Below are 23,017 nucleotides of genomic sequence, written 5' to 3'. Positions count from 1 at the left end.
GATACCGGCACGGTTAACGGGAGGGATGACTATGGCAGGATTGGATAAGCGCGTCGGCAGCTATGCGCAGGCGCTGGATGGGCTGACGGACGGAATGACCTTGCTGGCAGGCGGCTTCGGTCTGTGCGGCATTCCGGAGAACCTTATTGTAGAGGTCAGACGCCGTCAGGTGAAAGATCTGACCGTGGTGTCAAACAACTGCGGCGTGGACGGTTTCGGTCTCGGGATACTGCTCGAAACGCGGCAGGTGCGCAAAGTGGTGGCCTCTTACGTCGGCGAGAACGCGCTGTTCGAGCGGCAGGTGCTGAGCGGCGAGCTGGAGATTGAACTCACGCCGCAGGGCACGCTGGCGGAAAAGGTGCGCGCGGGCGGCGCGGGCATTCCGGCATTTTACACGGCCACCGGCTACGGCACGCCCGTGGCTGTCGGTAAAGACGTGCGCCAGTTTGCGGGGAAGCACTACATCCTTGAAGAGGCTATTACCGGTGATTTCGCGCTCATTAAGGGCTGGAAAGCGGACTGGTACGGCAACGTTATCTATCGCCATACCGCGCAAAACTTCAATCCGCTGATGGCAACGGCAGGCCGGATCACGGTGGTGGAGGTGGAAGAGATTGTTCCGCCGGGTGAGCTGCCCCCCTCGACCATTCACACCCCGGGAATTTACGTCGACAGGCTGATTGTCGGCCAGTTTGAAAAACGCATTGAACAGCGCACGCTGCGCCCCGAAGGAGTGTGACGATGTTAACCCGTGAACAGATGGCCATGCGCGTCGCCCGAGAGCTGCGCGACGGTTACTACGTCAACCTGGGGATCGGCATCCCTACCCTGGTGGCGAACTACATTCCGGACGGGATGGATGTGATGCTCCAGTCGGAAAACGGCCTGCTGGGGATGGGCGCGTTTCCTGATGAGCAGAGCCTTGACGCCGACATGATCAACGCCGGTAAACAGACCGTGACCGCGCGGACCGGCGCGGCCATTTTTGACTCGGCCCAGTCGTTTGCCATGATCCGCGGCGGCCATGTCGACCTGACCGTGCTGGGCGCGTTTGAAGTGGACGTGGAGGGCAACATCGCCTCGTGGATGATCCCCGGAAAGATGGTGAAGGGCATGGGCGGCGCGATGGATCTTGTCGCCGGGGCACAGAACATCATCGTGGTGATGACCCACGCCTCAAAAAGCGGTGAGTCAAAGCTGCTGCCGCGCTGCACGCTGCCGCTCACGGGCGCGGGCTGCATCCGTCGGGTCCTGACCGATCTTGCGCTGCTGGAAATCGAGGACGGCGCGTTCATCCTGCGGGAATACGCCCCGGGCGTCAGTATTGACGAGATCGTGCGTAAAACGGCAGGGAAAATCATTGTGGCGGATGACGTGCGCGAGATGCGCTTCAACTGAGGGGTCAGCATGAAAAAGGTCATGATTGTCGGGGCAACGCGAACCCCCATAGGCAGTTTTCGCGGATCGCTCTCGTCCCTTTCTGCGGTTGAGCTTGGGGCCGTCACGGTACGGCACCTGCTTGAGAACAGCGGTCTCAGCACAGAGCACATAGACGAACTGATTTTCGGACAGGTGCTGACGGCCGGATGCGGGCAAAACCCTGCGCGCCAGACGGCCATCAGCGCCGGATTGCCTGTCAGCACGCCGGCGACCACCGTAAACCTGGTGTGCGGCGCGGGCTTAAAAGCGGTGCAGCTCGCCGCCCAGGCGATCCGCTGCGGCGACGCGGAGGTGGCTATCGCCGGCGGTCAGGAGAGCATGAGCAACGCGCCGTATCTGCTGGACGGCGCACGTGCCGGGCTGCGTTTCGGGCATGCGGGCCTTAAGGACAGCATGATTACCGACGGCCTGTGGGACGCCTTCAACGATTACCACATGGGGCTCACCGCTGAAAACGTCGCCCGTGAGTATGACATTTCCCGCGAGCAGCAGGACGCCTTCGCCGCCCGGTCGCAGCAAAAAGCGGCCTCCGCCATCGAAGCGGGTCGCCTTGACGACGAGATAGCGCCGGTGACGGTGAAACAGGGTAAAAAACCGCCGCTTATCGTCAGCCGTGACGAACAGCCCCGGCCAGGCACCACCGCTGAGAAACTGGCCCAGCTGCGCCCCGCATTTTTACACGAGGAAGGCACCGTCACAGCGGGGAATGCCTCCACGCTCAACGACGGTGCTGCCGCGGTGCTGCTGATGAGCGAGGAAAAGGCGCGGGAGAGCGGATTGCCTGTTTTTGGCCGCATCGTAAGTTACGCCGTGACGGGCGTTGATCCGTCGGTAATGGGTATCGGCCCGGTCAGCGCCTGCCGGACGGCACTGGCGCGGGCGGGCTGGACGCTCGACGAGGTGGACCTCATTGAAGCTAACGAAGCCTTTGCCGCCCAGGCGCTGGCGGTGGGCCAGCAGCTTGGCTGGGATGAACGCAGGGTGAACGTTAACGGCGGCGCTATCGCCCTGGGTCATCCGATTGGCGCCTCCGGCTGCCGCATCCTCGTGACCCTGCTGTACGAAATGCAGCGCCGTGACGTTAAAAAAGGGCTCGTCACCCTGTGCGTAGGCGGCGGGCAAGGCATTGCTCTCACCGTCGAGCGTTAAGCCTCTCGTTGGTACCCGAATAATAATTAAAGTGAGGAGTCGTAATGAGTGTGTTAATAGCCCTGGCGGCGCTGGCGCTGCTGATGCTGGCGGCCTATCGCGGATATAGCGTTATTTTGTTTGCGCCGATCGCGGCGCTCGGCGCCGTGCTGCTGACCGATCCGGGTGCCGTCGGCCCGACGTTTACCGGCCTGTTTATGGAAAAGATGGTGGGCTTCGTCAAGCTCTACTTCCCGGTGTTCCTGCTGGGTGCGGTGTTTGGCAAGCTGATTGAGCTTTCCGGTTTTTCACGCTCCATCGTCGCCGCCGCGATCCAGATCCTCGGTCGTCGCCACGCTATTCCGGTGATCGTCCTGGTGTGTGCGCTATTAACCTACGGCGGCGTTTCACTGTTCGTGGTGGCGTTTGCGGTGTACCCGTTTGCCGCCGAGCTGTTTCGCCAGAGCGGCATCCCTAAGCGGCTGATCCCGGCCACCGTCGCGCTGGGGGCGTTCTCGTTTACCATGGACGCTCTGCCCGGCACGCCGCAGATCCAGAATATCATCCCCACCAGCTTCTTTGGTACGAACGCCTGGGCCGCGCCGTGGCTGGGGCTTATTGGCTCACTGTTTATTATCGTCTTTGGCCTGCTCTGGCTGGAGCGCCAGCGGCGTAAGGCGCTGAATAACAATGAAGGTTACGGCACGGATCTGAAAAATGAGCCCGAAACGCCGGATAACATTAACCTCCCGCATCCGCTGATTGCTATCTCCCCGCTGCTGCTGGTGGGCATACTGAACCTGCTGTTTACCCGCTGGATCCCCGGCTGGTACGGCACGACCCACGAGCTTACTCTGCCAGGTCTGGCGAAACCGATTGTCACCGAGGTGGGAAAGATCACCGCCATCTGGGCCGTGGAAGCGGCGCTGATCTCCGGTATCGTGCTGGTGCTGATTTTTGGCTTTCGCAATATCCGGGGGCGTCTGGCTGAAGGCAGTCGGACCGCGGTGAGCGGTGCCATTTTGGCGGCGATGAATACCGCCTCTGAGTACGGTTTCGGCGCGGTTATCGCCGCCCTGCCCGGGTTTCTGGTGTTATCCAAAGCGCTGGCGACTATCCCGAATCCGCTGTTGAATGAGGCCATCAGCGTGACGGTGCTTGCGGGGATCACCGGCTCGGCGTCCGGCGGAATGAGCATCGCCCTTGCGGCGATGGCCGATACCTTTGTTGCTGCCGCCCACGCAGCCAATATCCCGCTTGAGGTGCTGCACCGCGTGGCCTCGATGGCGAGCGGCGGGATGGATACGCTGCCCCATAACGGCGCGGTGATTACCCTGCTGGCTATCACCGGCCTGAGCCATCGCCAGGCCTACGGCGGCATTTTCGCAATCACCATCATTAAAAGTCTGGCAGTGCTTTTTGTCATTGCCGTGTTCTATCTGACCGGCATTGTGTAAGGAGAGAAAAATGAATCTGAACGGTAAAACCGCCCTGGTGACCGGCTCGACCAGCGGCATTGGCCTGGGGATCGCCCGCGTGCTGGCAAAGGCGGGCGCGCAGCTGATCCTAAACGGTTTTGGCGACAGCGCATCGGCACGGGAAGAAATTGCGCAACTGGGTAAAAAGCCGGGCTATCACGATGCGGATCTGCGGGACGTATTGCAGATTGAAGCCATGATGCGCTACGCCGAATCGCAGTTTGGCGGCGTGGACATTCTTGTGAACAACGCCGGGATCCAGCACGTGGCCCCGGTCGACGCCTTTCCGGTGGAGAAGTGGAACGACATTATCGCCATAAACCTCTCCGCAGTGTTTCACACCAGCCGGCTGGCGCTGCCGGCCATGCGCGAGAAAAACTGGGGGCGCATTATCAATATTGCCTCCGTTCACGGGCTGGTCGCGTCGAAAGAGAAATCGGCCTACGTTGCGGCCAAGCATGGCGTAGTGGGCTTTACCAAATCGCTGGCGCTGGAAACCGTCCGCACGGGTATTACCGCCAATACCATCTGCCCCGGCTGGGTACTGACGCCGCTGGTACAACAGCAAATTGATAAGCGCATCGCGGATGGCGTGCCGCCGGAGCAGGCTCGCGAACAGCTCCTTGCAGAGAAACAGCCTTCAGGGGAGTTTGTTACCCCGGAGCAGTTGGGTGAACTGGCGCTGTTTTTGTGCAGCGAGGGCGCCGTGAACGTTCGCGGCGCCGCGTGGAATATGGATGGCGGCTGGGTTGCTCAGTGATGAACAGGCCGGGTAAGGCGACCCTGCCGCCCGGCCAAAATCCTTAACTTGAGCAGCTGACTTCCAGCCGCTTGCCCCAGTCGGGCGGGCGGCTGACGTAATCATCATCCCGGTCGGCAAACGGCGTGCGCAACGCCAGATGCAGACGGTGTAGCTCGTCATACTCGCCCTGCTCTGCCTGCTCAATCGCCCGCTGCGCCAGCCAGTTGCGCAACACCATTGCCGGATTCGCTGCGTTCATCTGTACCTGACGTGTAACATCGTCTACCTGCTCCTGCTGCAGCCGCGTGCGGTACTGTGTAAACCAGTCGTCAAACGCCTGCCGGTCAATAAACTCGTCGCGCAGCGGCGAGGCGGCGCTGTGCTGCTCCGTCTGGCCCAGCATGCGGAAGGTGCGGGTGTAATCGCTCCCTTCACGCGCCATCAGGGCAAACAGTCCGTTAAGGATGTCGTTATCACCCTTCTCCTGGGTCATCAGCCCCAGCTTGTTACGCATCAGCGTGCCGTATTCCCGCAGCAAAAGGTCCTGATAGCTGTCGAGCGCATCGTTCAGGGCATCGACGTCGATAAACGGCGATAATGTTTGTGCAAGCCGCTGGAGGTTCCACAGCCCAACCGCGGGCTGATTGTCAAAGCTGTAACGCCCCTGATAGTCGGAATGGTTGCAGATATACCCCGGCTGATAATCATCCAGGAAACCAAACGGACCGTAATCAAAGGTCAGGCCAAGAATCGACATATTGTCCGTGTTCATGACCCCGTGAGCAAAGCCTACCGTTTGCCAGCGCGCAATCATCGTGGCGGTACGGGCAACCACGTCCCGGAACCAGAGAACGTATTTATCCGCCTCATCCTGCAGATGCGCCCAGTGGTGGCGAATGGCGAAGTCCGCGAGCTGGCGAACCTTGTCCGGCTCGCGGCGATAGTAAAAGTGCTCAAAATGACCAAAGCGCAGATGGCTTTGCGCAATGCGCATCAGCATCGCCCCCTTTTCCACCGTTTCGCGCGTCACCGGCGTGTCGCTGGTGACGATCGACAGCGCGCGGGTAGTGGGAATACCCAGCGCATGCATCGCTTCGGATGCCAGGCTTTCGCGTATTGTAGACCGCAATACCGCCCGCCCGTCGCCCATCCGTGAATATGGGGTAAGACCTGCGCCTTTGAGATGCCAGTCAACCGTCTCTCCGTTGGGAAGGCGTTGTTCGCCGAGCAGGATCCCCCTGCCGTCGCCCAGCTGCCCCGCCCAGACACCAAACTGGTGTCCGCTATAGACCTGAGCCAGAGGCTGCATACCGGGGAGAAGCGTATCTCCTCCCCAGACGCCAGCGCTGTCTGAACGCTGAAACATATCAGGCGGAATGGCCAGCTCATCGGCCAGCCGATCGTTATGCCAGATAAGACGTGAATTATGTAACGGTGTTGGTTTGAGTGCGGTGTAAAAGCCAGGCAACTCGTCATGCCAGTGAGCGGTAAAAGACAGGGTCATAAGTCCTCCTGCTTTTAGTGTAGAGGGTTTACCCGGACTTAAACACGGGCGAAAGGCAGGGTTATCGCTGCTGAACGAGCGTTGTGACGTGCTCCGGCGAGACGGCTGGCCAGAGCGCGCCCTGCATGGCACCAAAATTAAAGGACAGGACGCGCTGCAGCAGAGCGTGGTCGTCAATGCCGGAGACGATCACCGACTGGCAGTGCGGCGTTATTTGCCAGAGGATCGCGCGCATAAAAGGCTCGAAAGAAAGCTCTGAAGCACGCTGCTGGATGAATCCTTTATCAAGAATAACCCGTTTAAATAATCCATCATAGACGGCCTTGAGCGATGCAGCACCGGCACCAAAGTTTGCCAGGACCAGCGGAAAATGGATCGCCATTCTTGCCAGTTGCAGATCGTCCTTTCCGTTATTTAAACCTGGATAGTTCTCATTAACAGTAAACTCAAGAAACGGATAACGCTCAAGAATTGAAACAGCATTCCCATTACTTAATAAAAACTCAACAATTGCTGGTGTAATATTGATCCATGCAATTAACTGATGCTGAATAAAAAACAGTTTACAGGTATCAAGCAATTGCAGTTTTTCGTTAAACAGCGCTAACTCTTCTGCCGCTGAAAGCCGGGGGATAACGAGCTCGGTAGGGATCCTCACATCGGTGCCGACGCCAGTAAAGTTAACCAGTATTTCTAAACCTTTTAGCTCGCCTGCACTATTACGGGCAGGCAGAAGCATCAGTTCAGACTGGTAAGCATTATCTAGCGTAATAATCATTGCACTCGCCCCGCATTAAAGATGAGAGAGGACATCCTGGAGCAATTGCTGACACAATTCCACTGTCTTGATTTTAATAAGTTTAATTTCATTAGTTCCGTATTAATTTTCAGATTTATCCCTGAATCTAAAATAATCTTATCCTGGTTACAGAGTAATAGCCAGTTTTAGATAAAACAGACACATAAGGATGTTGCTAATTTAGGTAAATTTAACTTTAATCAGCTTATTTGAGAAAAAACGGCATGGTTTAATAGTTACCATGCCGACATAAAAAACGTGTCCGGGCAGACTAAATACGTCGCGCCTGCCAGAAATTTTTACGCCAGTACACGTTATCGAGAGAAGAGCGCATCACGCCGCGGCTGGTAGAGGCATGAATAAACTGGTTGTCTGTATCATATATGCCAACATGCAAACCGCTTTCTCCCGAGCCGGTTTTGAAAAAGACCAGGTCCCCGGGAAGGAGATCGTCTTTATCAATTTCTGTTCCTATTTCCGCCTGTTTGCGCGTGTCTCGCGGAAGCTGTAGATCAAACTTGTCACGAAACGTCATCAGGACAAAGCCTGAGCAGTCCACCCCGCCGCGGCTCATGCCGCCGTAGCGATAAGGCGTACCGCGCCAGTTGCTCAGCTGATCGTTAAGGCTGGCAATGACGGTGATAGAATCTGATAGCCGCGGGTTAGGCGGCGGTGCACGATGGCTGCTACATCCCGCAAGAAAGAGTGCCGCCACGAGGAGAAACCAGAATCGCATTTTCAGACGAATCCTCTGCTTTTATTGTTCTTTCGGTAATTTAGCGTGCAATTATGTTCACAGGCAAGAAACGGTTACTCCTGCCCGGTAGAAATCAGCATCTTATGTCCCTCTATATCCAGCCTGCGGAACGACATGCTGTAGGCGCGGGCGAGATTTGGCGGCGTAAGGACCCGATCCCGCGTGCCGCTGGCAATCATTCTGCCGCGCGACAGGAGCCATACCCGATGGGCGTGACGCAGCGTATGGTTAAGATCGTGGCTGCTCATCACTACGGCGATACCTTTCCTGCTCAGAGTGCTTAACAGGCTATCCAGCGCCGCCTGCTGGGCAACATCCAGACCGCTCATCGGTTCATCCAGCAGCAGCAGCCTCCCGTGAGGATTGCCCGCGGGATGGATCTGCAGAATGACCGCCGCCAGACGCACCCGCTGCCATTCACCACCGGAAAGCTGGCTGGCATGCCGGGACAGTTTATCTTCCAGCCCTAACGCCGCAGCCACTTCCTCCAGCAGTGCCGTATGCTGTTTGTCGTGCAGATGCAGCATCAGATAATGCCAGACCGGCATCGCAAAAGGCGGTACCTGCTGCTGCACCAGGTAGCTGCGCCGGTGGGCCAGCGAGGCGGGTGACCAGTCGGCCAGGGCATGTTCCAGCAGCGTAATCTGCCCAGGCCCGGTGGTCAGCCCCGCCATCCGCGCCAGCAGCGTACTTTTACCCGCGCCGTTTGGTCCGACGAGATGCAGGATTTCGCCCGAATCGATGCCGCAGGTTATCGGCTCCAGACGCCCCTTCTCGGCGACGTCCGTGAGCTGCATCAGGAGTGGCATTATTTCGCCAGCGCCAGCTTGATAGATTCCATGACGATCGGATCCTCAGGCGTCATATCCGGCGAAAAACGCTGAACGACCTGGCCATCACGACCAACCAGGAATTTTTCGAAGTTCCACAGAATGTCGTCCGGATAGAGCGGCGCACGGCCTTTGCTGGCCATACGCTCGTAAAAACCGCTTTCTTCCGGCGCAACGGCCTTCGGCGCGGCAGCAATCAGCTTCGCATACAGCGGATGGCGGTTTTCACCGTTGACGTCAATTTTGCTGAACATCGGGAACGTCACGCCATAGGTAGTGCTGCAGAAGGTTTTGATCTCTTCTTCGCTGCCCGGCTCCTGGCCCAGGAACTGGTTGCACGGGAAGCCCAGCACGGTAAAACCGTCTTTCTCCCAGGCCTTCTGAATATTCTCCAGCTGCTCGTACTGCGGCGTCAGGCCGCATTTCGATGCCACGTTGACGATGAGCAACACCTTGCCTTTGTAGCCTTCCAGCGTGGTGTTATCCCCATCAATGGTGGTCACTTCGGTATTCAGGATATCTGACTGCATAGCATTCCCTCAGGTTGTCTTACGGGTAGTTTTTAACGTCCGGCTTTTAATAGTAGCCAGATAAAGACTGGCGCGCCCAACGTAGCGGTCACCACGCCAATCGGCAGCTCTGCGGCCGTCAGGGCAAGCCGGGCGATGATATCGGCCACCAGCAGCGTGGCGGCCCCGGCAACCGCCGAGGCCGGAAGCAAGGTTCGATGATCCGTGAAACCGCACAGACGCAGCATGTGCGGAATGACCAGCCCGATAAAGCCAATCGCCCCCGCCAGGGCCACGCTCACGCCCACCAGCCAGCCAATGGCAATGACCAGTACGTTACGCCAGAAACCAATCGGCATGCCGAGCTGGCGAGCAGAGATTTCCCCCAGCGCGAGCCGGTTCAACGGCTGGGCCTGCAGAGCAGCCCACGCGATGACAGGCACCAGCAGCGCCATTAGCCAGCCCTGCTGCCAGTCAACGCCGCCAAAGCCGCCCATCATCCAGTACATCAGCTGACGCAGGTCAAAGGACGTCGAGAAGTAGACCGCCCAGGTCATCAGCGCGCTACAGATGATCCCCAGCGCGACGCCGGCAAGCAGCAGCCGGCTGGTCGACAGGTGCCGTCTGGCGAAGCGAAGAAGAATGACGGTGATCAGCAGTGCGCCGAGAATGGCGCTCAGGCTAATACTCCAGCCGGACAGCTCTCCCCCGCCCAGCATTACCGCCGCAATCAGCCCGACGCCTGCACCGTTCGACACGCCGAGCAGGCCGGGCTCCGCCAGCGGGTTTTCGAACAGCGCCTGCATAATGGTGCCAGACAGCGCCAGCGCGGCGCCGACCAGGATCACCGCGACGGTGCGCGGCAGACGAATCTGCCAGACGAAGAGCTGCCCGTCAGGCCCCATCCAGCTTTCAGGCCCGATCCAGCTGTCGCCTGCGCAGAGGCTGATACCCGCGGCGAGAATAAGCAGCAGCACCAGCAGAAGCAGGCGACGCCGATCGGAACGGTGCTGACGATGAGCATAATCAAGCATGTGTACGGTTTGTTAGCGAGTGATGTAATTGATTTTACGGCGGCTTTGCCGAAGAGCGCAAAGAAAAAAGGCCGCGTGGGCGGCCTTTTTGGTTAGTTCATATTACTCTGCTTTAGGCGTTGCGTTTTCGACGCGGCTCTTTAACTTCTGGCCGGGTCTGAAGGTCACCACGCGGCGGGCTGTAATGGGAATATCTTCCCCCGTCTTCGGGTTACGGCCCGGACGTTGGTTTTTGTCTCGCAAATCAAAATTGCCAAAACCGGAGAGTTTTACCTGCTCACCATTTTCCAGAGCACGACGGATCTCTTCGAAAAACAGCTCTACCAGCTCTTTGGCATCCCGTTTGCTAAGCCCAAGCTTATCAAACAGATATTCTGACATTTCAGCTTTTGTAAGCGCCATAGGTTCAATCCCTCAATGATGCCTGGAATCGCTCTTTTAATGCCTCTACACATTTGGCGACGGTAGCGGCAATCTCCTCTTCTTCGAGTGTACGGCTGGTATCCTGAAGGATAAGGCTAATAGCGAGGCTCTTGAAACCTTCTGCTACGCCCTTGCCGCGGTACACGTCAAATAAGTTTACGCCAACTACCTGATTTACGCCAACTTTCTTACATTCGGCCAAAATATCTGCTGCGGGCACGTTTTCAGCGACCACAACCGCGATATCACGGCGGTTCGCCGGGAAGCGAGAGACGTCCTGCGCCTGAGGAATAACGCGGTCTGCAACCGGGTTCCACTCCAGCTCGAACACGATGGTACGGCCGTTCAGGTCCAGCTTACGCTCCAGCTCAGGATGAACAACCCCAATGAAACCAACGCGTTTGCCCTCTAAATAAATCGCCGCGCTCTGGCCCGGATGGAGCGCAGGAATCGCTTCCGCGCGGAATTCAATTTCAGATAATTTACCGGTCAGATCCAGAATCGCTTCCAGATCACCCTTCATATCGTAGAAATCAACCGTGCCTTTTGCCAGGTCCCAGTGCTCTTCGTAGCGGTTACCGCTGATGGCGCCAGCCAGCATGAGATCCTGACGGATGCCTAAATTTGCCTGATTATCCGGCACAAAGCGTAAACCGCTTTCGAAAATGCGCACGCGGTTCTGCTGGCGGTTCTGGTTGTAAACGATAGTCCCAAGCAGGCCCGTCCACAGGGACAGACGCATCGCGGACATTTCGCTGGAGATTGGGCTTGGCAGGATCAGCACTTCCTGACCCGGGTGGATCAACTGCTGCAGCTTAGGATCAACGAAGCTGTAGGTGATCACTTCCTGGTAGCCTTTGTCATTCAGCATGGTTTTCACACGCTTCAGGGACAGGTCAGCTTCACGGTGGGTACCCATTACCAGACCCGCCTGGACAGGCTCGTCAGGGATGTTGTTGTAGCCGTAAACGCGGGCCACTTCTTCCACCAGATCTTCTTCAATTTCCATGTCGAAACGCCATGATGGCGCAACGGCTTTCCACTCGTCCTGGCCTTCGGTTACTTCACAGCCCAGACGCTTCAGGATGTCGGTCACCTGCGCATCGGCAACGTGATGGCCAATCAGGCGATCCAGCTTGCTGCGGCGCAGGGTGATGGTCGCACGCTTAGGCAGCGTCGCTTCGTTGGTGACGTCAATAACCGGCCCCGCTTCACCGCCGCAGATGTCGATCAGCAGGCGGGTCGCACGTTCCATCGCTTTGTACTGCAGCGCCGGGTCAACGCCGCGCTCGTAGCGGTGAGAGGCATCGGTGTGCAGGCCGTGACGGCGTGCGCGAGCGGTGATGGAGAGCGGGCTGAAGAACGCGCATTCCAGCAGGACATTTTGCGTCTCATCGTTCACGCCAGAATGCTCGCCCCCGAAGATACCGCCCATTGCCAGCGCTTTGCTGTGGTCAGCAATCACCAGGGTGTCGGCATTCAGTTTGGCTTCAGTGCCGTCCAGCAGCACCAGGGTTTCGCCCTCTTTCGCCATGCGCACAACGATGCCGCCTTCAATGCGATCTTTATCGAACGCGTGCATCGGCTGGCCCAGCTCCAGCAGAACGTAGTTAGTGACGTCAACCACGGCGTCGATTGAACGGATACCGCAGCGGCGCAGCTTCTCTTTCATCCACAGCGGGGTTGGCGCTTTAACGTTGATGCCTTTCACCACGCGGCCGAGGTAGCGCGGGCATGCGTCAGCAGCGTCAACCTGAATCGGCAGCACGTCACTGATGGTCGCTTCAACCGGCGCAATGTCCGGCGCGTTGAGTTCGGTCTGGTTCAGTACGGCCACGTCGCGCGCCACGCCGATAATGCCTAAGCAGTCGGCACGGTTTGGCGTGACGCTGATTTCGATAGTGTTGTCATCAAGCTTCAGGTATTCGCGGATATCGGTGCCAACTGGTGCATCCAGCGGCAGCTCAATGATGCCGTTGTGATCGTCGGAAATACCCAGCTCGGAGAAAGAGCACAGCATGCCTTCAGACGGCTCGCCGCGCAGCTTGGCGGCTTTGATTTTGAAATCACCCGGCAGCACGGCACCGACGGTCGCCACGGCCACCTTCAGGCCCTGACGGCAGTTTGGCGCACCGCAGACGATATCCAGCAGACGGTCACCGCCCACGTTCACTTTTGTCACGCGCAGTTTGTCAGCGTTAGGGTGCTGGCCGCACTCTACCACTTCGCCGACGACCACACCGTTGAAGGCACCGGAAACTGGCTCAACGCCGTCAACTTCCAGGCCCGCCATGGTGATCTGGTTGGAAAGCGCTTCGCTGTCCAGCGTGGTGTTCACCCACTCGCGTAACCACAGTTCACTGAATTTCATTGTTCTGTCCTGCCCTTATTTAAACTGTTTGAGGAAACGCAGATCGTTTTCGAAGAATGCACGTAGGTCGGTGACGCCGTAGCGCAGCATGGTCAGACGCTCCATGCCCATACCGAACGCAAAGCCGGAGTAAACTTCCGGATCGATACCCACGTTGCGCAGCACGTTTGGATGCACCATGCCGCAGCCCAGCACTTCCAGCCATTTGCCGTTTTTGCCCATCACGTCAACTTCCGCAGACGGCTCGGTGAACGGGAAGTAGGAAGGACGGAAACGAACCTGCAGATCTTCCTCAAAGAAGTTGTTCAGGAAATCGTGCAGCGTGCCCTTCAGGTTGGTGAAGCTGATATTTTTATCAACAATCAGGCCTTCCATCTGGTGGAACATTGGGGTGTGGGTCTGATCGTAGTCGTTACGATAGACGCGACCCGGCGCGATGATGCGGATTGGCGGTTCCTGCTCCTTCATGGTACGGATCTGAACGCCTGAGGTCTGGGTACGCAGCAGACGCGTAGCATCAAACCAGAAAGTGTCGTGGTCAGCGCGTGCCGGATGATGGCCTGGAATGTTCAGGGCGTCGAAGTTGTGGTAATCATCTTCGATTTCCGGGCCAGTCGCCACGGTAAAGCCGAGCTCACCGAAGAAACTTTCAATGCGATCGATGGTGCGGGTGACCGGGTGCAGACCGCCGTTTTCGATACGACGGCCCGGCAGAGAAACGTCAATGGTTTCTGCCGCCAGACGTGCGTTCAGCACCGCGCTTTCCAGCTCGGCCTTGCGTGCGTTCAGCGCCTGCTGGACCTGCTCTTTGGCTTCGTTAATCACCGCACCCGCTGCCGGGCGTTCTTCAGGCGGCAGTTCACGCAGGGTTGTCATTTGAAGGGTCAGGTGCCCTTTCTTCCCAAGATATTCGACGCGGACATTGTCTAACGCGGCAACATCTGAGGCCTGATTAATGGCGGCTGTTGCACTGGCAACCAGCTCTGCGAGATGTGACATGATTTTCCTCATTATGTCGGTGCAGACACCGATTTGGTGGAGTTATTCTCTCAAATTCAGGCACAAAAAAAGCCTCCATCGGGAGGCTTATCTGGCGCTGTTTTTCGTTTCATCTTTCACGCGCTAGCCTCCTGAGATCAGGTGCTAAAGTAAAAGAAGAAGCGGAAAATAGCAGCATTCATGCTTGCGTTACCTTGTGTGGTAAAACCGTTAAGACCTTATTGAAAAGCCTGGACGGATAAATGTCAATCTTCTGATGGTGTTAAATGAAAAGAGGGAGCAAAGCCCCCTCTCTCAACTGGCTTATGCCAGTGCTGCTTTCGCTTTTTCGACCAGAGCGGTGAACGCTACTTTGTCGAATACTGCGATGTCAGCCAGGATCTTACGGTCGATTTCAACAGAGGCTTTTTTCAGGCCGTTGATGAATTTGCTGTAAGAAATACCGTTCTGACGTGCTGCTGCGTTGATACGCGCAATCCACAGTTGACGGAACTGACGCTTACGCTGACGACGGTCACGGTAAGCGTACTGACCTGCTTTGATAACAGCCTGGAAGGCAACGCGGTATACGCGTGAACGCGCACCGTAGTAGCCTTTAGCTTGTTTCAAAATTTTCTTGTGACGTGCACGTGCAATTACACCACGTTTTACGCGAGCCATATGTGCTCTCCTGTATCTATATTCTTAGTAAAAAATTAAACGTTAACGGCTTATGCGTACGGCAGGCACGCGATAACCAGACCCAGATCGCCTTTAGAAACAAGGCCTTTTGGACGCAGGTGACGTTTACGCTTAGTAGATTTTTTGGTCAGAATATGACGCAGGTTTGCGTGCTTACGCTTAAATCCACCACCACCGGTTTTTTTGAAGCGCTTAGCAGCACCGCGTACGGTCTTAATTTTTGGCATCTTAATAACTTCCACTTCGCATTGTTAAATAAACGAAACATAGGCGAACAAAACCTATGAAACCCGAAGGCTCCACAGATTTTGCTGCTTGAAGGCCTTACTGTTTCTTCTTAGGAGCGAGCACCATGATCATCTGGCGGCCTTCGATCTTCGTAGGGAAGGATTCGACTACTGCCAGTTCACTCAGATCGTCACGGACGCGGTTAAGCACTTCCATACCAATCTGTTGGTGGGCCATCTCACGACCGCGGAAACGCAGCGTGATCTTGGCCTTATCGCCATCTTCCAGAAAGCGAATCAGGCTGCGGAGTTTTACCTGATAATCGCCATCGTCGGTACCAGGACGGAATTTGATTTCCTTAACCTGGATAACTTTTTGCTTCTTCTTCTGTTCCTTAGAAGACTTACTCTTTTCATAAAGGAACTTGCCGTAGTCCATGATACGACAAACTGGCGGTTCGGCGTTAGGGCTGATTTCAACTAAATCTACTCCAGCTTCTTCAGCCTTTTCGATCGCTTCTCTCAGACTCACAATCCCCAGCTGCTCGCCTTCCAGACCTGTTAAGCGAACTTCCTGGGCGCGAATCTCGCCATTGATACGATTCGGACGTGCCGTTTGAACTCGTTTTCCGCCTTTAATACCTTATTCCTCCAGTTGTTGAAGACTGCGGCTGCGAATCTCTTGTTGCAGCTTCTCAATCACTTCACTTACGTCCAGGCTGCCCAGGTCTTTACCACGGCGGGTGCGAACGGCAACTTTGCCTGCTTCCACCTCTTTATCACCACAGACCAACATATACGGGACACGACGTAAAGTGTGCTCGCGGATTTTAAAGCCAATCTTCTCATTTCTCAAGTCTGCTTTTACGCGAATGCCCGCATTTTGTAGTTTCTGCGTCAATTCTTTAACGTAATCTGCCTGAGAATCGGTAATGTTCATCACCACGACCTGCACTGGCGCAAGCCAGGTTGGGAAGAAGCCCGCGAACTCTTCGGTCAGGATGCCAATGAAGCGCTCCAGAGAACCGAGAATGGCACGGTGAATCATGACCGGCACCTGACGCTCGTTGTCTTCGCCAACATAAGAGGCGCTTAAACGCTGCGGCAGGGAGAAGTCCAGCTGTACCGTTCCGCACTGCCATGCGCGATCGAGGCAGTCATACAGGGTAAATTCAATTTTCGGACCGTAGAACGCGCCCTCGCCAAGCTGGTATTCGAACGGAATGCCGTTCTCTTCCAGCGCTACGGCGAGATCCGCTTCTGCGCGATCCCAGGTCTCATCGCTACCGATACGTTTTTCCGGACGCGTTGAGAGTTTGACCACGATCTTCTCGAAGCCAAAGGTGCTGTACATATCGTAGACCATACGAATACAGGCGTTAACTTCATCACGGACCTGATCTTCAGTACAGAAAATATGCGCATCATCCTGCGTAAAGCCACGAACGCGCATCAGACCGTGCAGCGCGCCTGATGGCTCGTTACGGTGGCAGCTACCGAACTCCGCCATACGCAGCGGCAGGTCGCGGTAGGATTTCAGACCCTGGTTGAAGATCTGTACGTGACCCGGGCAGTTCATTGGCTTGATGCAGTATTCACGGTTCTCAGACGAGGTGGTGAACATCGCATCTTTGTAGTTGTCCCAGTGGCCGGTTTTTTCCCACAGCACACGGTCCATCATGAACGGGCCTTTCACTTCCTGATACTGATACTCTTTCAGCTTGGAGCGTACGAACGTTTCCAGTTCACGGAAGATAGTCCAGCCATCGTTATGCCAGAACACCATGCCCGGCGCTTCTTCCTGCATATGGTACAGGTCGAGCTGCTTACCGATTTTACGGTGGTCACGCTTCGCGGCCTCTTCCAGGCGCTGCAGATACGCGTTCAGGGCTTTCTTATCAGCCCACGCGGTACCATAGATACGCTGCAACATCTTGTTGTTGCTGTCGCCACGCCAGTAGGCGCCGGCGATCTTCATCAGCTTGAAATGATGACAGAAGCGCATGTTCGGCACGTGCGGTCCACGGCACATGTCGACGTATTCTTCGTGATGGTACAAGCCAGGCTTGTCATCATGAGCGATGTTTTCATCGAGAATAGAGACTTTGTAGCTCTCGCCACGCTTGACGAAGGTTTCACGCGCTTCGTGCCAGCTGACTTTCTTCTTGATGACGTCATAGTTGGTTTCGGCGAGCTCGTGCATACGTTTTTCGAGCGCGTCGATATCTTCCTGGGTCAGGGTGTGGTCAAGATCAACGTCATAGTAGAAACCGTTGTCGATAACCGGACCGATCGCCATTTTGGTGTTTGGCCACAGCTGCTTGATAGCATGACCCAACAGGTGCGCGCAGGAGTGACGAATGATCTCAAGACCTTCTTCGTCTTTCGCGGTGATGATTGCAAGCGTCGCATCGTTTTCAATCAGATCGGACGCATCAACCAGCTCACCGTTCACACGGCCGGCGATGGTCGCTTTCGCGAGGCCAGGACCGATGTCCAGGGCAACATCCATAGGGCTAACAGCGTGGTCGAAATGGCGTTGGCTGCCATCAGGAAGAGTAATTACAGGCATTTTATATCCTTATTTGCAGTGATGCCCCACACATAAGAGCATATACAAAGAAAATAATCGTGATTTGACAATAGATTACGACACCATCTGACCAACAATCGTCAAATTGGTTCGTCATCATGCACCTGCCGAATTCAGATTAATGCGGATTTACGGCAAGCGACGTAATGTTAACACTATCAGCAAGGAGATTGCACCCTCTGCAGCCAGATTGATAGGCTGGCATTTCGCGCGAATTTGCAGGCTGCATCTCTCCGGCGCTCGCATTTCAGACATGCTGGGCTACTCTTGAACATGCCTTTAAATCAACAGGTGCATACCATGAATGTATCCAGTAGAACGGTTGTGATTTTGAACGTCATTTCCGCAACAGGTTTATTGTTGATCCTCGCCGAACGATTCCACTGGTTCTGAGCCGAACCCTCGTTGGCATAACCCGATCGCTCCCGGGAAGGCGCATCTTTTAGCCCCGTTTGATAGACTATGCGTATCAACGAACAAGGATTAGGTTATGCCAACAAAACGATTTGCCGTAAAACACTGGAAAATGGTGCTGGTGCTGGTTGCCATCTGCGGCGCAATGCTGTTATTTCGGTGGGCGGCAATGATTTGGGGCTAAATACAACTTTAGCTGTCCAAATAAAATAAATGCCGTTGCGCGTGAAGAGAATTTATTGGCGCGGGTTAACCATAATAATGAAAACGGGCCGACACCATCATCGGCCCGCTATGATTACATTTTATAGCCCAGAGAAATCGTGGTTCTGCGATCGGTATGATCCGGTGCCGTTTCTGGCGGCGAAGAGTTCCAGGTCACGTTGTAGGCCAATTTCAAACCAAAGTGTTCATTGATAGCCACGTTCAAAGCACTTTCGGAGTTCAGCGTCGTATCCTCGGCACCAAACACAGAAACACCCTGCGTAAATTTGGTGTTGTCGGTCATCTGCCAGGCATACGTGCCAGAAGCATAGCCCAGCGGCTGGGTTTCATTCTCGCCATTGGTGTACTCGTCATAGCGGACACCAGGACCGAATTCGAAACGGAGGCTGTGTACCGGTCCATTCAGGAACTGACGACCATAACCGGCGGTGAATACATCGCGCTGGCGATAGCCGTTGAAGCGGTCGGTTAACCAACTAGCCTGACCAAAGATGTAGTCATAGTCGGTCATGTTGTAACGGCTACGTCCACCTACCGCATATTTCTCGGATGAGCGTTCATCGTTAGCGGACGTGTTGCTGGCATTTCCCCACAGCGACCATGCAGTGGTATTGCCGTACCAGGTCAGGGTGCTGTCCGCCGTCAGAGAAGAGCTTTTCGTATTACCCGATTGGGCGAGATACCCGGCGTTCAGGTTACCTTCAAACGGTTTTTTGGCAGTGGAGGGATCGTCCATGACAGTAAAAACGGTGTCATCGGCGGCTGCATTCAGTGATGCAAAAACGCCACCCGCCAGCATCAGTGCTGCGGGTACTGTCTTCAAAAGCTTCATTTTATTTAAGGAGTCCGTACAACAAAAAAAGAGACCACCACGGTCTCGGAAACTTTCTTGAGGATCAATGACAAGGCGTCCAGAGAAAGGTAACAAATTATAAAAAGGCGCAAATAACATAGCAATATTTTCTTATTTCATTTTTTGAATAAGAACGATCTCAAAACGCGTTTTATTTTATATATCCCTCATCGCATTTATGTCAGCATTCATTTTTAAAATCATACTGTTATTTACATTGCCTTCCTGTCGATCGGTGCCAGGCTTAAAAGAACCCATGCTAAAAGGAGGTTATGATGGCTTCAATTTATACGCTGACGCTCTCCCCTTCCCTCGACTCCGCGACCATAACGCCGCAAATTTACCCGGAAGGTAAACTACGCTGTAGCGCACCCGTACTTGAGCCGGGCGGTGGCGGGATTAACGTGGCGCGCGCGATTACTCACCTCGGCGGTAAAGCAACGGCCATATTCCCGGCCGGTGGCGCCACGGGGGAGCATCTTGTTACCTTGCTGGCCGATGAACAGGTTGCTGTGGATACCGTCGACGCCAAAGACTGGACCCGGCAGAACCTGCATGTCCACGTTGAGTCCAGCGGTGAACAGTATCGCTTCGTTATGCCGGGCGCCAGGCTGAGCGATGATGAGTTTCGTCAACTGGAAGAGAAGGTGTTGACTATTGAAAGCGGCTCGCTGCTGGTCATCAGCGGTAGCCTGCCGCCGGGCGTCAGAACAGAAAAGCTGACAGCGCTGGTTGAGGCCGTACTTCAGCGCGGCATCCGCTGCATTGTCGACAGCTCAGGCGAAGCCCTGCAGGCAGCATTGGAACCCGGACAGCTTGAGCTCGTTAAGCCTAACCAGAAAGAGCTCAGTGCGCTTGTTAATCGCGAACTTAGCCAGCCGGATGACGTGCGTACTGCCGCAGAAGAGCTGGTTCGCAGCGGCAAAGCGCACCGCGTTGTCGTCTCTCTCGGTCCTCAGGGTGCGCTGGCCGTCGACAAGACGGGATTTGTGCAGGTTGTGCCGCCCCCAATGAAGAGCCAGAGCACCGTCGGCGCAGGTGACAGTATGGTGGGCGCGATGGCGCTGAAGCTGGCACAGGGCGCGTCACTTCTGGAGATGACCCGTTATGGCGTCGCAGCGGGGAGCGCCGCCACCATCAATCAGGGAACGCGCCTGTGTTCGCTTGCCGATACGCAGAAAATCGTCGATTACCTGTCACGAAGCTGACCGCTATTCCCCTTCCTGACGGAGGGGGACACACGTCGAAGTCGCCAAATATAGCGTATCGACTATGCTAAAAAAACTTTCAGGATAACAACGAGGTGAATTATGAGCAGTGGTGATATCACCCGCTACGTCGTGACCATCAGCCTTCATGAAGCATCGCTGACCGAGCTTAATGAGCTCAACAACGCCTTTACACGGGCGAATTTCCTGCTCACGCTGACGGATGACGAAGGTCATATTCATGATTTAGGCACCCTGGCGTTTGGACTGATCGCTGCCCTGAGTGAAGAAGAGGTGCATGCGCTGGCCGTCAGTCTGGTGGAAAGTGTGACCGACAAGCCTGCCGACATTACCGTGGAAACGTGGGAGCGCTGGCAGAAAAAAGAACAATAAGTGCCCTGCATGAAATTAAACCGCTCAGGTGTGCGTTAGTTCGTATTTTTTTACCGCAATTATGCGCTAACTTTATGATCTGGCAGACAACATGGGAGAGTCAACATGTGGCAGGCTATCAGTCATCTTTTACATGAGCAATTGGGTGAAGGTGAAATTGAACTGCGTAACGAGCTGCCGGGCGGTGAAATTCACGCCGCGTGGCATTTACGCTACGCAGGACGCGATCTGTTCGTTAAATGCGACGAGCGAGAGCTGCTCCCGATCTTTACCGCTGAAGCCGATCAGCTTGAACTGTTGTCCCGCAGTAAAACGGTGACGGTACCTGAGGTACTGGCCGTGGGTAGCGACCGGGACTACAGCTTTCTGGTGATGGACTATCTCCCTGCCCGTCCGTTGGATGCCCATAATGCCTTTATTCTCGGGCAACAGTTAGCGCGTCTGCACCAGTGGAGCGACCAGCCCCAGTTTGGCCTCGACTTTGACAACGACCTTTCCACCACGCCGCAGCCCAATGCCTGGCAGCGCCGCTGGGCAACATTCTTTGCCGAGCAGCGCATCGGATGGCAGCTTGAGCTGGCCGCTGAGAAAGGGCTGGAATTTGGCAACATTGATGCCATCGTCGAGCATGTGCAACAGCGCCTGGCCTCCCACCAGCCTCAGGCTTCTCTGCTGCACGGCGATCTATGGTCCGATAACTGCGCGCTGGGCCCCAACGGCCCGTATATCTTTGACCCGGCCTGCTACTGGGGCGACAGAGAGTGCGATCTGGCCATGTTGCCCCTGCATCCCGAACAGCCTCCGCAAATATACGATGGCTATCAGTCTGTCTCCCCCCTGCCGCCGGACTTCCTTGAGCGCCAGCCCGTGTACCAGCTCTATACGCTGATGAACCGAGCCATTCTTTTTGGCGGGCAACATCTGGTCAACGCCCAGCGTGCGCTTGAACGCGTGCTTGCGGTATAAAGACAAAACGGGTGGCCTTGCCGCCACCCTTATCTGTTATAGAAAACCGAGCAGTGAGAAGAAGAAGTATCCCGCCACGATGATAATAACCGGCAGGATATAGAGCGGGAAAATTTGCAGGAAAATGGTGTGACGAGGTACCACAATGCGGGATTCAATCTGCTCCCGGCTCATTCCTTCAGGGCCTTTCGCCTTCTCAAGGATAAGCTGATCTTCCACCCCTTCGCGTAAAAAACGGGTCTGGCGGCTCATTCGTGCACCTGATGCCTGTAGCGCCATGGCAATAAAAATCAGCGCATAGATAATCCAGAAACCAACATTCAGCTGCTGGTGAAAGTCCGGCGTTGGTGAGTTGAACCAGAAGACGTTCAGGAACGGGGTGTTAAACCGCACCATCTCAATCATGACATGTGCAAAATCAAGCATTACCGCATTAATGCCCGGCTGTTTTTCGCTGTGATCGTACATAAACTTCAGCACGGAGATCAGCGTAGAAATGACGGCGGGAATAAAAATCACCCAGCCTGCAATACGTTTTAAGACAGCAATGCGTCCAGCTTGTTGATACGTCATCAGTTCCTCTTCATAAAGACGCGTTATGTGTGCCTAAGTCTACCTGCTGGACATCAATTTCGCCCGCTCTTTGAAAGCAATATGCTAAATTGCAGACTGTGCTTAGCACTTATCGTCTGTCGAACACCCTGGATAAGGAGACGTTGTGATGTCGACACCGCGCCAGATACTTGCCGCTATTTTTGACATGGATGGATTACTGATTGATTCCGAGCCGTTGTGGGATCGCGCCGAGCTGGACGTGATGGCCAGCCTGGGCGTTGATATCAGCCGCCGTAATGAACTTCCCGACACGCTGGGCCTGCGTATTGATATGGTCGTTGACCTGTGGTACGCCCAACAGCCGTGGGTTGGGCCCAATCGCGACGAAGTCACCGCACGCATTATCAGCCGCGCCATCGCGCTGGTGGAGGAGACCAAGCCGCTCTTGCCCGGCGTACGTGACGCTGTCGCGCTGTGCAAGTCTCAGGGGCTGAAGGTTGGCCTGGCTTCTGCTTCACCGCTGCATATGCTGGAAAAAGTGCTGATCATGTTTGAGCTGCGCGACAGTTTTGACGCCCTGGCGTCTGCGGAAAAACTGCCCTACAGCAAGCCGCATCCGCAGGTCTATATGGACTGCGCCGCGAAGCTGGGTCTTGATCCGCTTACCTGCGTCGCGCTGGAAGATTCCGTTAACGGCATGGTGGCCTCCAAAGCCGCGCGTATGCGCTCCATTGTGGTACCTGCTGAAGAAAACCGCCACGATCCCCGGTTTGCTCTTGCCGACGTTAAACTCAATTCGCTGGCTGAACTGACGGTGCAACACCTGCGCGGCGAGTAACGCCCCCCTTCAGGCAGCATCATGCTGCCTGAAAAAACAAAACACCGTTT

Annotated in this window: 27 protein-coding genes and 1 other annotated feature; of the genes, 11 read left to right on the top strand and 16 right to left on the bottom strand. The window is 55.5% G+C overall.

The genetic code is table 11. The features are described 5' to 3' along the window. Nucleotides 1–31 precede the first annotated feature (31 nt). From V1603_RS12835 to V1603_RS12815, 5 genes are read left to right on the top strand one after another with little or no spacing between them, the layout of a single operon-like run. Nucleotides 32–739, top strand: a complete 708-nt coding sequence (locus tag V1603_RS12835; protein ID WP_395312720.1) for a CoA transferase subunit A — start codon at nucleotides 32–34, stop codon at nucleotides 737–739. A 2-nt stretch (nucleotides 740–741) separates the two neighbouring features. Further along, on the top strand, nucleotides 742–1,398 hold the full coding sequence (locus tag V1603_RS12830; protein WP_395312719.1) for a CoA transferase subunit B: 657 nt from the start codon (nucleotides 742–744) through the stop codon (nucleotides 1,396–1,398). Between the two features lie 9 nt (nucleotides 1,399–1,407). Further along, on the top strand, nucleotides 1,408–2,589 hold the full coding sequence (locus tag V1603_RS12825) for an acetyl-CoA C-acetyltransferase (RefSeq protein WP_395312718.1): 1,182 nt from the start codon (nucleotides 1,408–1,410) through the stop codon (nucleotides 2,587–2,589). A gap of 44 nt (nucleotides 2,590–2,633) precedes the next feature. After that, entirely contained in the window at nucleotides 2,634–4,025 is a 1,392-nt protein-coding gene (locus tag V1603_RS12820; protein ID WP_116340494.1) for a GntP family permease, read from the top strand. A gap of 10 nt (nucleotides 4,026–4,035) precedes the next feature. After that, a complete protein-coding gene (locus tag V1603_RS12815; protein WP_395312717.1) occupies nucleotides 4,036–4,806 on the top strand; it encodes a 3-hydroxybutyrate dehydrogenase in 771 nt (256 codons plus the stop codon). A gap of 43 nt (nucleotides 4,807–4,849) precedes the next feature. On the opposite strand, the gene selO is transcribed toward V1603_RS12815, so the two are convergent. The 14 genes from selO to thrS form a co-directional block, all read right to left on the bottom strand. Then, on the bottom strand, nucleotides 4,850–6,292 hold the full coding sequence (gene selO / locus V1603_RS12810; protein ID WP_163328947.1) for a protein adenylyltransferase SelO: 1,443 nt from the start codon (nucleotides 6,290–6,292) through the stop codon (nucleotides 4,850–4,852). Nucleotides 6,293–6,353: 61 nt separating this feature from the next. Beyond that, the gene (locus V1603_RS12805) at nucleotides 6,354–7,070 is read right to left on the bottom strand and encodes an EAL domain-containing protein (RefSeq protein WP_116340500.1); all 717 of its coding nucleotides are present in this window, start codon (nucleotides 7,068–7,070) and stop codon (nucleotides 6,354–6,356) included. Between the two features lie 292 nt (nucleotides 7,071–7,362). Next, a complete protein-coding gene (locus V1603_RS12800; protein WP_061098488.1) occupies nucleotides 7,363–7,827 on the bottom strand; it encodes an NlpC/P60 family protein in 465 nt (154 codons plus the stop codon). A 74-nt stretch (nucleotides 7,828–7,901) separates the two neighbouring features. After that, on the bottom strand, nucleotides 7,902–8,657 hold the full coding sequence (btuD, locus tag V1603_RS12795) for a vitamin B12 ABC transporter ATP-binding protein BtuD (protein WP_166710837.1): 756 nt from the start codon (nucleotides 8,655–8,657) through the stop codon (nucleotides 7,902–7,904). Then, nucleotides 8,657–9,208 carry a glutathione peroxidase gene (locus V1603_RS12790; RefSeq protein WP_163328943.1) on the bottom strand — a complete coding sequence of 184 codons (552 nt, stop codon included), beginning with the start codon at nucleotides 9,206–9,208 and terminating at the stop codon, nucleotides 8,657–8,659. Before V1603_RS12790 ends, btuD begins: the two co-directional genes overlap by 1 nt. Nucleotides 9,209–9,240: 32 nt before the next feature. Beyond that, complete coding sequence (btuC, locus tag V1603_RS12785) at nucleotides 9,241–10,221, bottom strand: vitamin B12 ABC transporter permease BtuC (protein ID WP_116340506.1); 981 nt, start codon at nucleotides 10,219–10,221, stop codon at nucleotides 9,241–9,243. Between the two features lie 102 nt (nucleotides 10,222–10,323). After that, nucleotides 10,324–10,623, bottom strand: coding sequence for an integration host factor subunit alpha (ihfA, locus tag V1603_RS12780; protein WP_003857805.1), 300 nt, complete (start codon nucleotides 10,621–10,623; stop codon nucleotides 10,324–10,326). 4 nt (nucleotides 10,624–10,627) lie between these two features. Further along, nucleotides 10,628–13,015: a phenylalanine--tRNA ligase subunit beta gene (pheT, locus tag V1603_RS12775; protein WP_395312716.1), complete on the bottom strand. Its 2,388-nt coding sequence runs from the start codon at nucleotides 13,013–13,015 to the stop codon at nucleotides 10,628–10,630. A 15-nt stretch (nucleotides 13,016–13,030) separates the two neighbouring features. After that, nucleotides 13,031–14,014: a phenylalanine--tRNA ligase subunit alpha gene (gene pheS, locus V1603_RS12770; RefSeq protein WP_020884406.1), complete on the bottom strand. Its 984-nt coding sequence runs from the start codon at nucleotides 14,012–14,014 to the stop codon at nucleotides 13,031–13,033. 62 nt (nucleotides 14,015–14,076) lie between these two features. Next, nucleotides 14,077–14,201, bottom strand: a sequence feature (Phe leader region). Further along, nucleotides 14,152–14,196, bottom strand: a complete 45-nt coding sequence (gene pheM / locus V1603_RS12765) for a pheST operon leader peptide PheM (RefSeq protein WP_001386830.1) — start codon at nucleotides 14,194–14,196, stop codon at nucleotides 14,152–14,154. (Overlaps the previous feature by 45 nt.) A 116-nt stretch (nucleotides 14,202–14,317) precedes the next feature. Beyond that, complete coding sequence (rplT, locus tag V1603_RS12760; RefSeq protein WP_000124850.1) at nucleotides 14,318–14,674, bottom strand: 50S ribosomal protein L20; 357 nt, start codon at nucleotides 14,672–14,674, stop codon at nucleotides 14,318–14,320. A 50-nt stretch (nucleotides 14,675–14,724) separates the two neighbouring features. Next, complete coding sequence (gene rpmI / locus V1603_RS12755; protein WP_003030583.1) at nucleotides 14,725–14,922, bottom strand: 50S ribosomal protein L35; 198 nt, start codon at nucleotides 14,920–14,922, stop codon at nucleotides 14,725–14,727. 97 nt (nucleotides 14,923–15,019) lie between these two features. After that, complete coding sequence (gene infC, locus V1603_RS12750; protein ID WP_023616141.1) at nucleotides 15,020–15,562, bottom strand: translation initiation factor IF-3; 543 nt, start codon at nucleotides 15,560–15,562, stop codon at nucleotides 15,020–15,022. Between the two features lie 3 nt (nucleotides 15,563–15,565). Then, nucleotides 15,566–17,494 (bottom strand): threonine--tRNA ligase, encoded by a 1,929-nt coding sequence (gene thrS / locus V1603_RS12745; protein WP_028012814.1) that lies wholly within the window; start codon nucleotides 17,492–17,494, stop codon nucleotides 15,566–15,568. A 294-nt stretch (nucleotides 17,495–17,788) separates the two neighbouring features. Between thrS and yncL the strand changes: the two genes are divergently transcribed. Both yncL and yniD read left to right on the top strand, forming a co-directional pair. Beyond that, nucleotides 17,789–17,908 carry a stress response membrane protein YncL gene (gene yncL / locus V1603_RS12740; protein ID WP_306464026.1) on the top strand — a complete coding sequence of 40 codons (120 nt, stop codon included), beginning with the start codon at nucleotides 17,789–17,791 and terminating at the stop codon, nucleotides 17,906–17,908. A 97-nt stretch (nucleotides 17,909–18,005) separates the two neighbouring features. After that, nucleotides 18,006–18,113: a small membrane protein YniD gene (gene yniD, locus V1603_RS12735; RefSeq protein ID WP_088205299.1), complete on the top strand. Its 108-nt coding sequence runs from the start codon at nucleotides 18,006–18,008 to the stop codon at nucleotides 18,111–18,113. A 114-nt stretch (nucleotides 18,114–18,227) separates the two neighbouring features. Here the strand turns inward: yniD and V1603_RS12730 are convergent, their stop codons facing one another. Then, entirely contained in the window at nucleotides 18,228–18,986 is a 759-nt protein-coding gene (locus V1603_RS12730; RefSeq protein WP_028012813.1) for a YdiY family protein, read from the bottom strand. 296 nt (nucleotides 18,987–19,282) lie between these two features. Here V1603_RS12730 and pfkB point away from each other — a divergent pair, with 296 nt between their 5' ends. From pfkB to V1603_RS12715, 3 genes are all read left to right on the top strand, one after another. Continuing rightward, nucleotides 19,283–20,215, top strand: coding sequence for a 6-phosphofructokinase II (gene pfkB / locus V1603_RS12725; RefSeq protein WP_395313981.1), 933 nt, complete (start codon nucleotides 19,283–19,285; stop codon nucleotides 20,213–20,215). Nucleotides 20,216–20,317: 102 nt separating this feature from the next. Further along, on the top strand, nucleotides 20,318–20,608 hold the full coding sequence (gene ghoS, locus V1603_RS12720; protein WP_395312715.1) for a type V toxin-antitoxin system endoribonuclease antitoxin GhoS: 291 nt from the start codon (nucleotides 20,318–20,320) through the stop codon (nucleotides 20,606–20,608). A gap of 105 nt (nucleotides 20,609–20,713) precedes the next feature. Then, nucleotides 20,714–21,574, top strand: a complete 861-nt coding sequence (locus V1603_RS12715) for a fructosamine kinase family protein (RefSeq protein ID WP_116340514.1) — start codon at nucleotides 20,714–20,716, stop codon at nucleotides 21,572–21,574. A gap of 36 nt (nucleotides 21,575–21,610) precedes the next feature. Here the strand turns inward: V1603_RS12715 and V1603_RS12710 are convergent, their stop codons facing one another. Next, entirely contained in the window at nucleotides 21,611–22,147 is a 537-nt protein-coding gene (locus tag V1603_RS12710; protein ID WP_045261585.1) for a YniB family protein, read from the bottom strand. Between the two features lie 148 nt (nucleotides 22,148–22,295). Here V1603_RS12710 and hxpB point away from each other — a divergent pair, with 148 nt between their 5' ends. Beyond that, nucleotides 22,296–22,967 carry a hexitol phosphatase HxpB gene (hxpB, locus tag V1603_RS12705; RefSeq protein ID WP_116340516.1) on the top strand — a complete coding sequence of 224 codons (672 nt, stop codon included), beginning with the start codon at nucleotides 22,296–22,298 and terminating at the stop codon, nucleotides 22,965–22,967. Nucleotides 22,968–23,017: the final 50 nt, after the last annotated feature.

Source organism: Enterobacter sp. ECC-219 (genome assembly GCF_043966805.1).
Lineage (GTDB): Bacteria > Pseudomonadota > Gammaproteobacteria > Enterobacterales > Enterobacteriaceae > Enterobacter > Enterobacter cloacae_N.
This window is presented reverse-complemented; position numbering and strand designations above follow the sequence as displayed.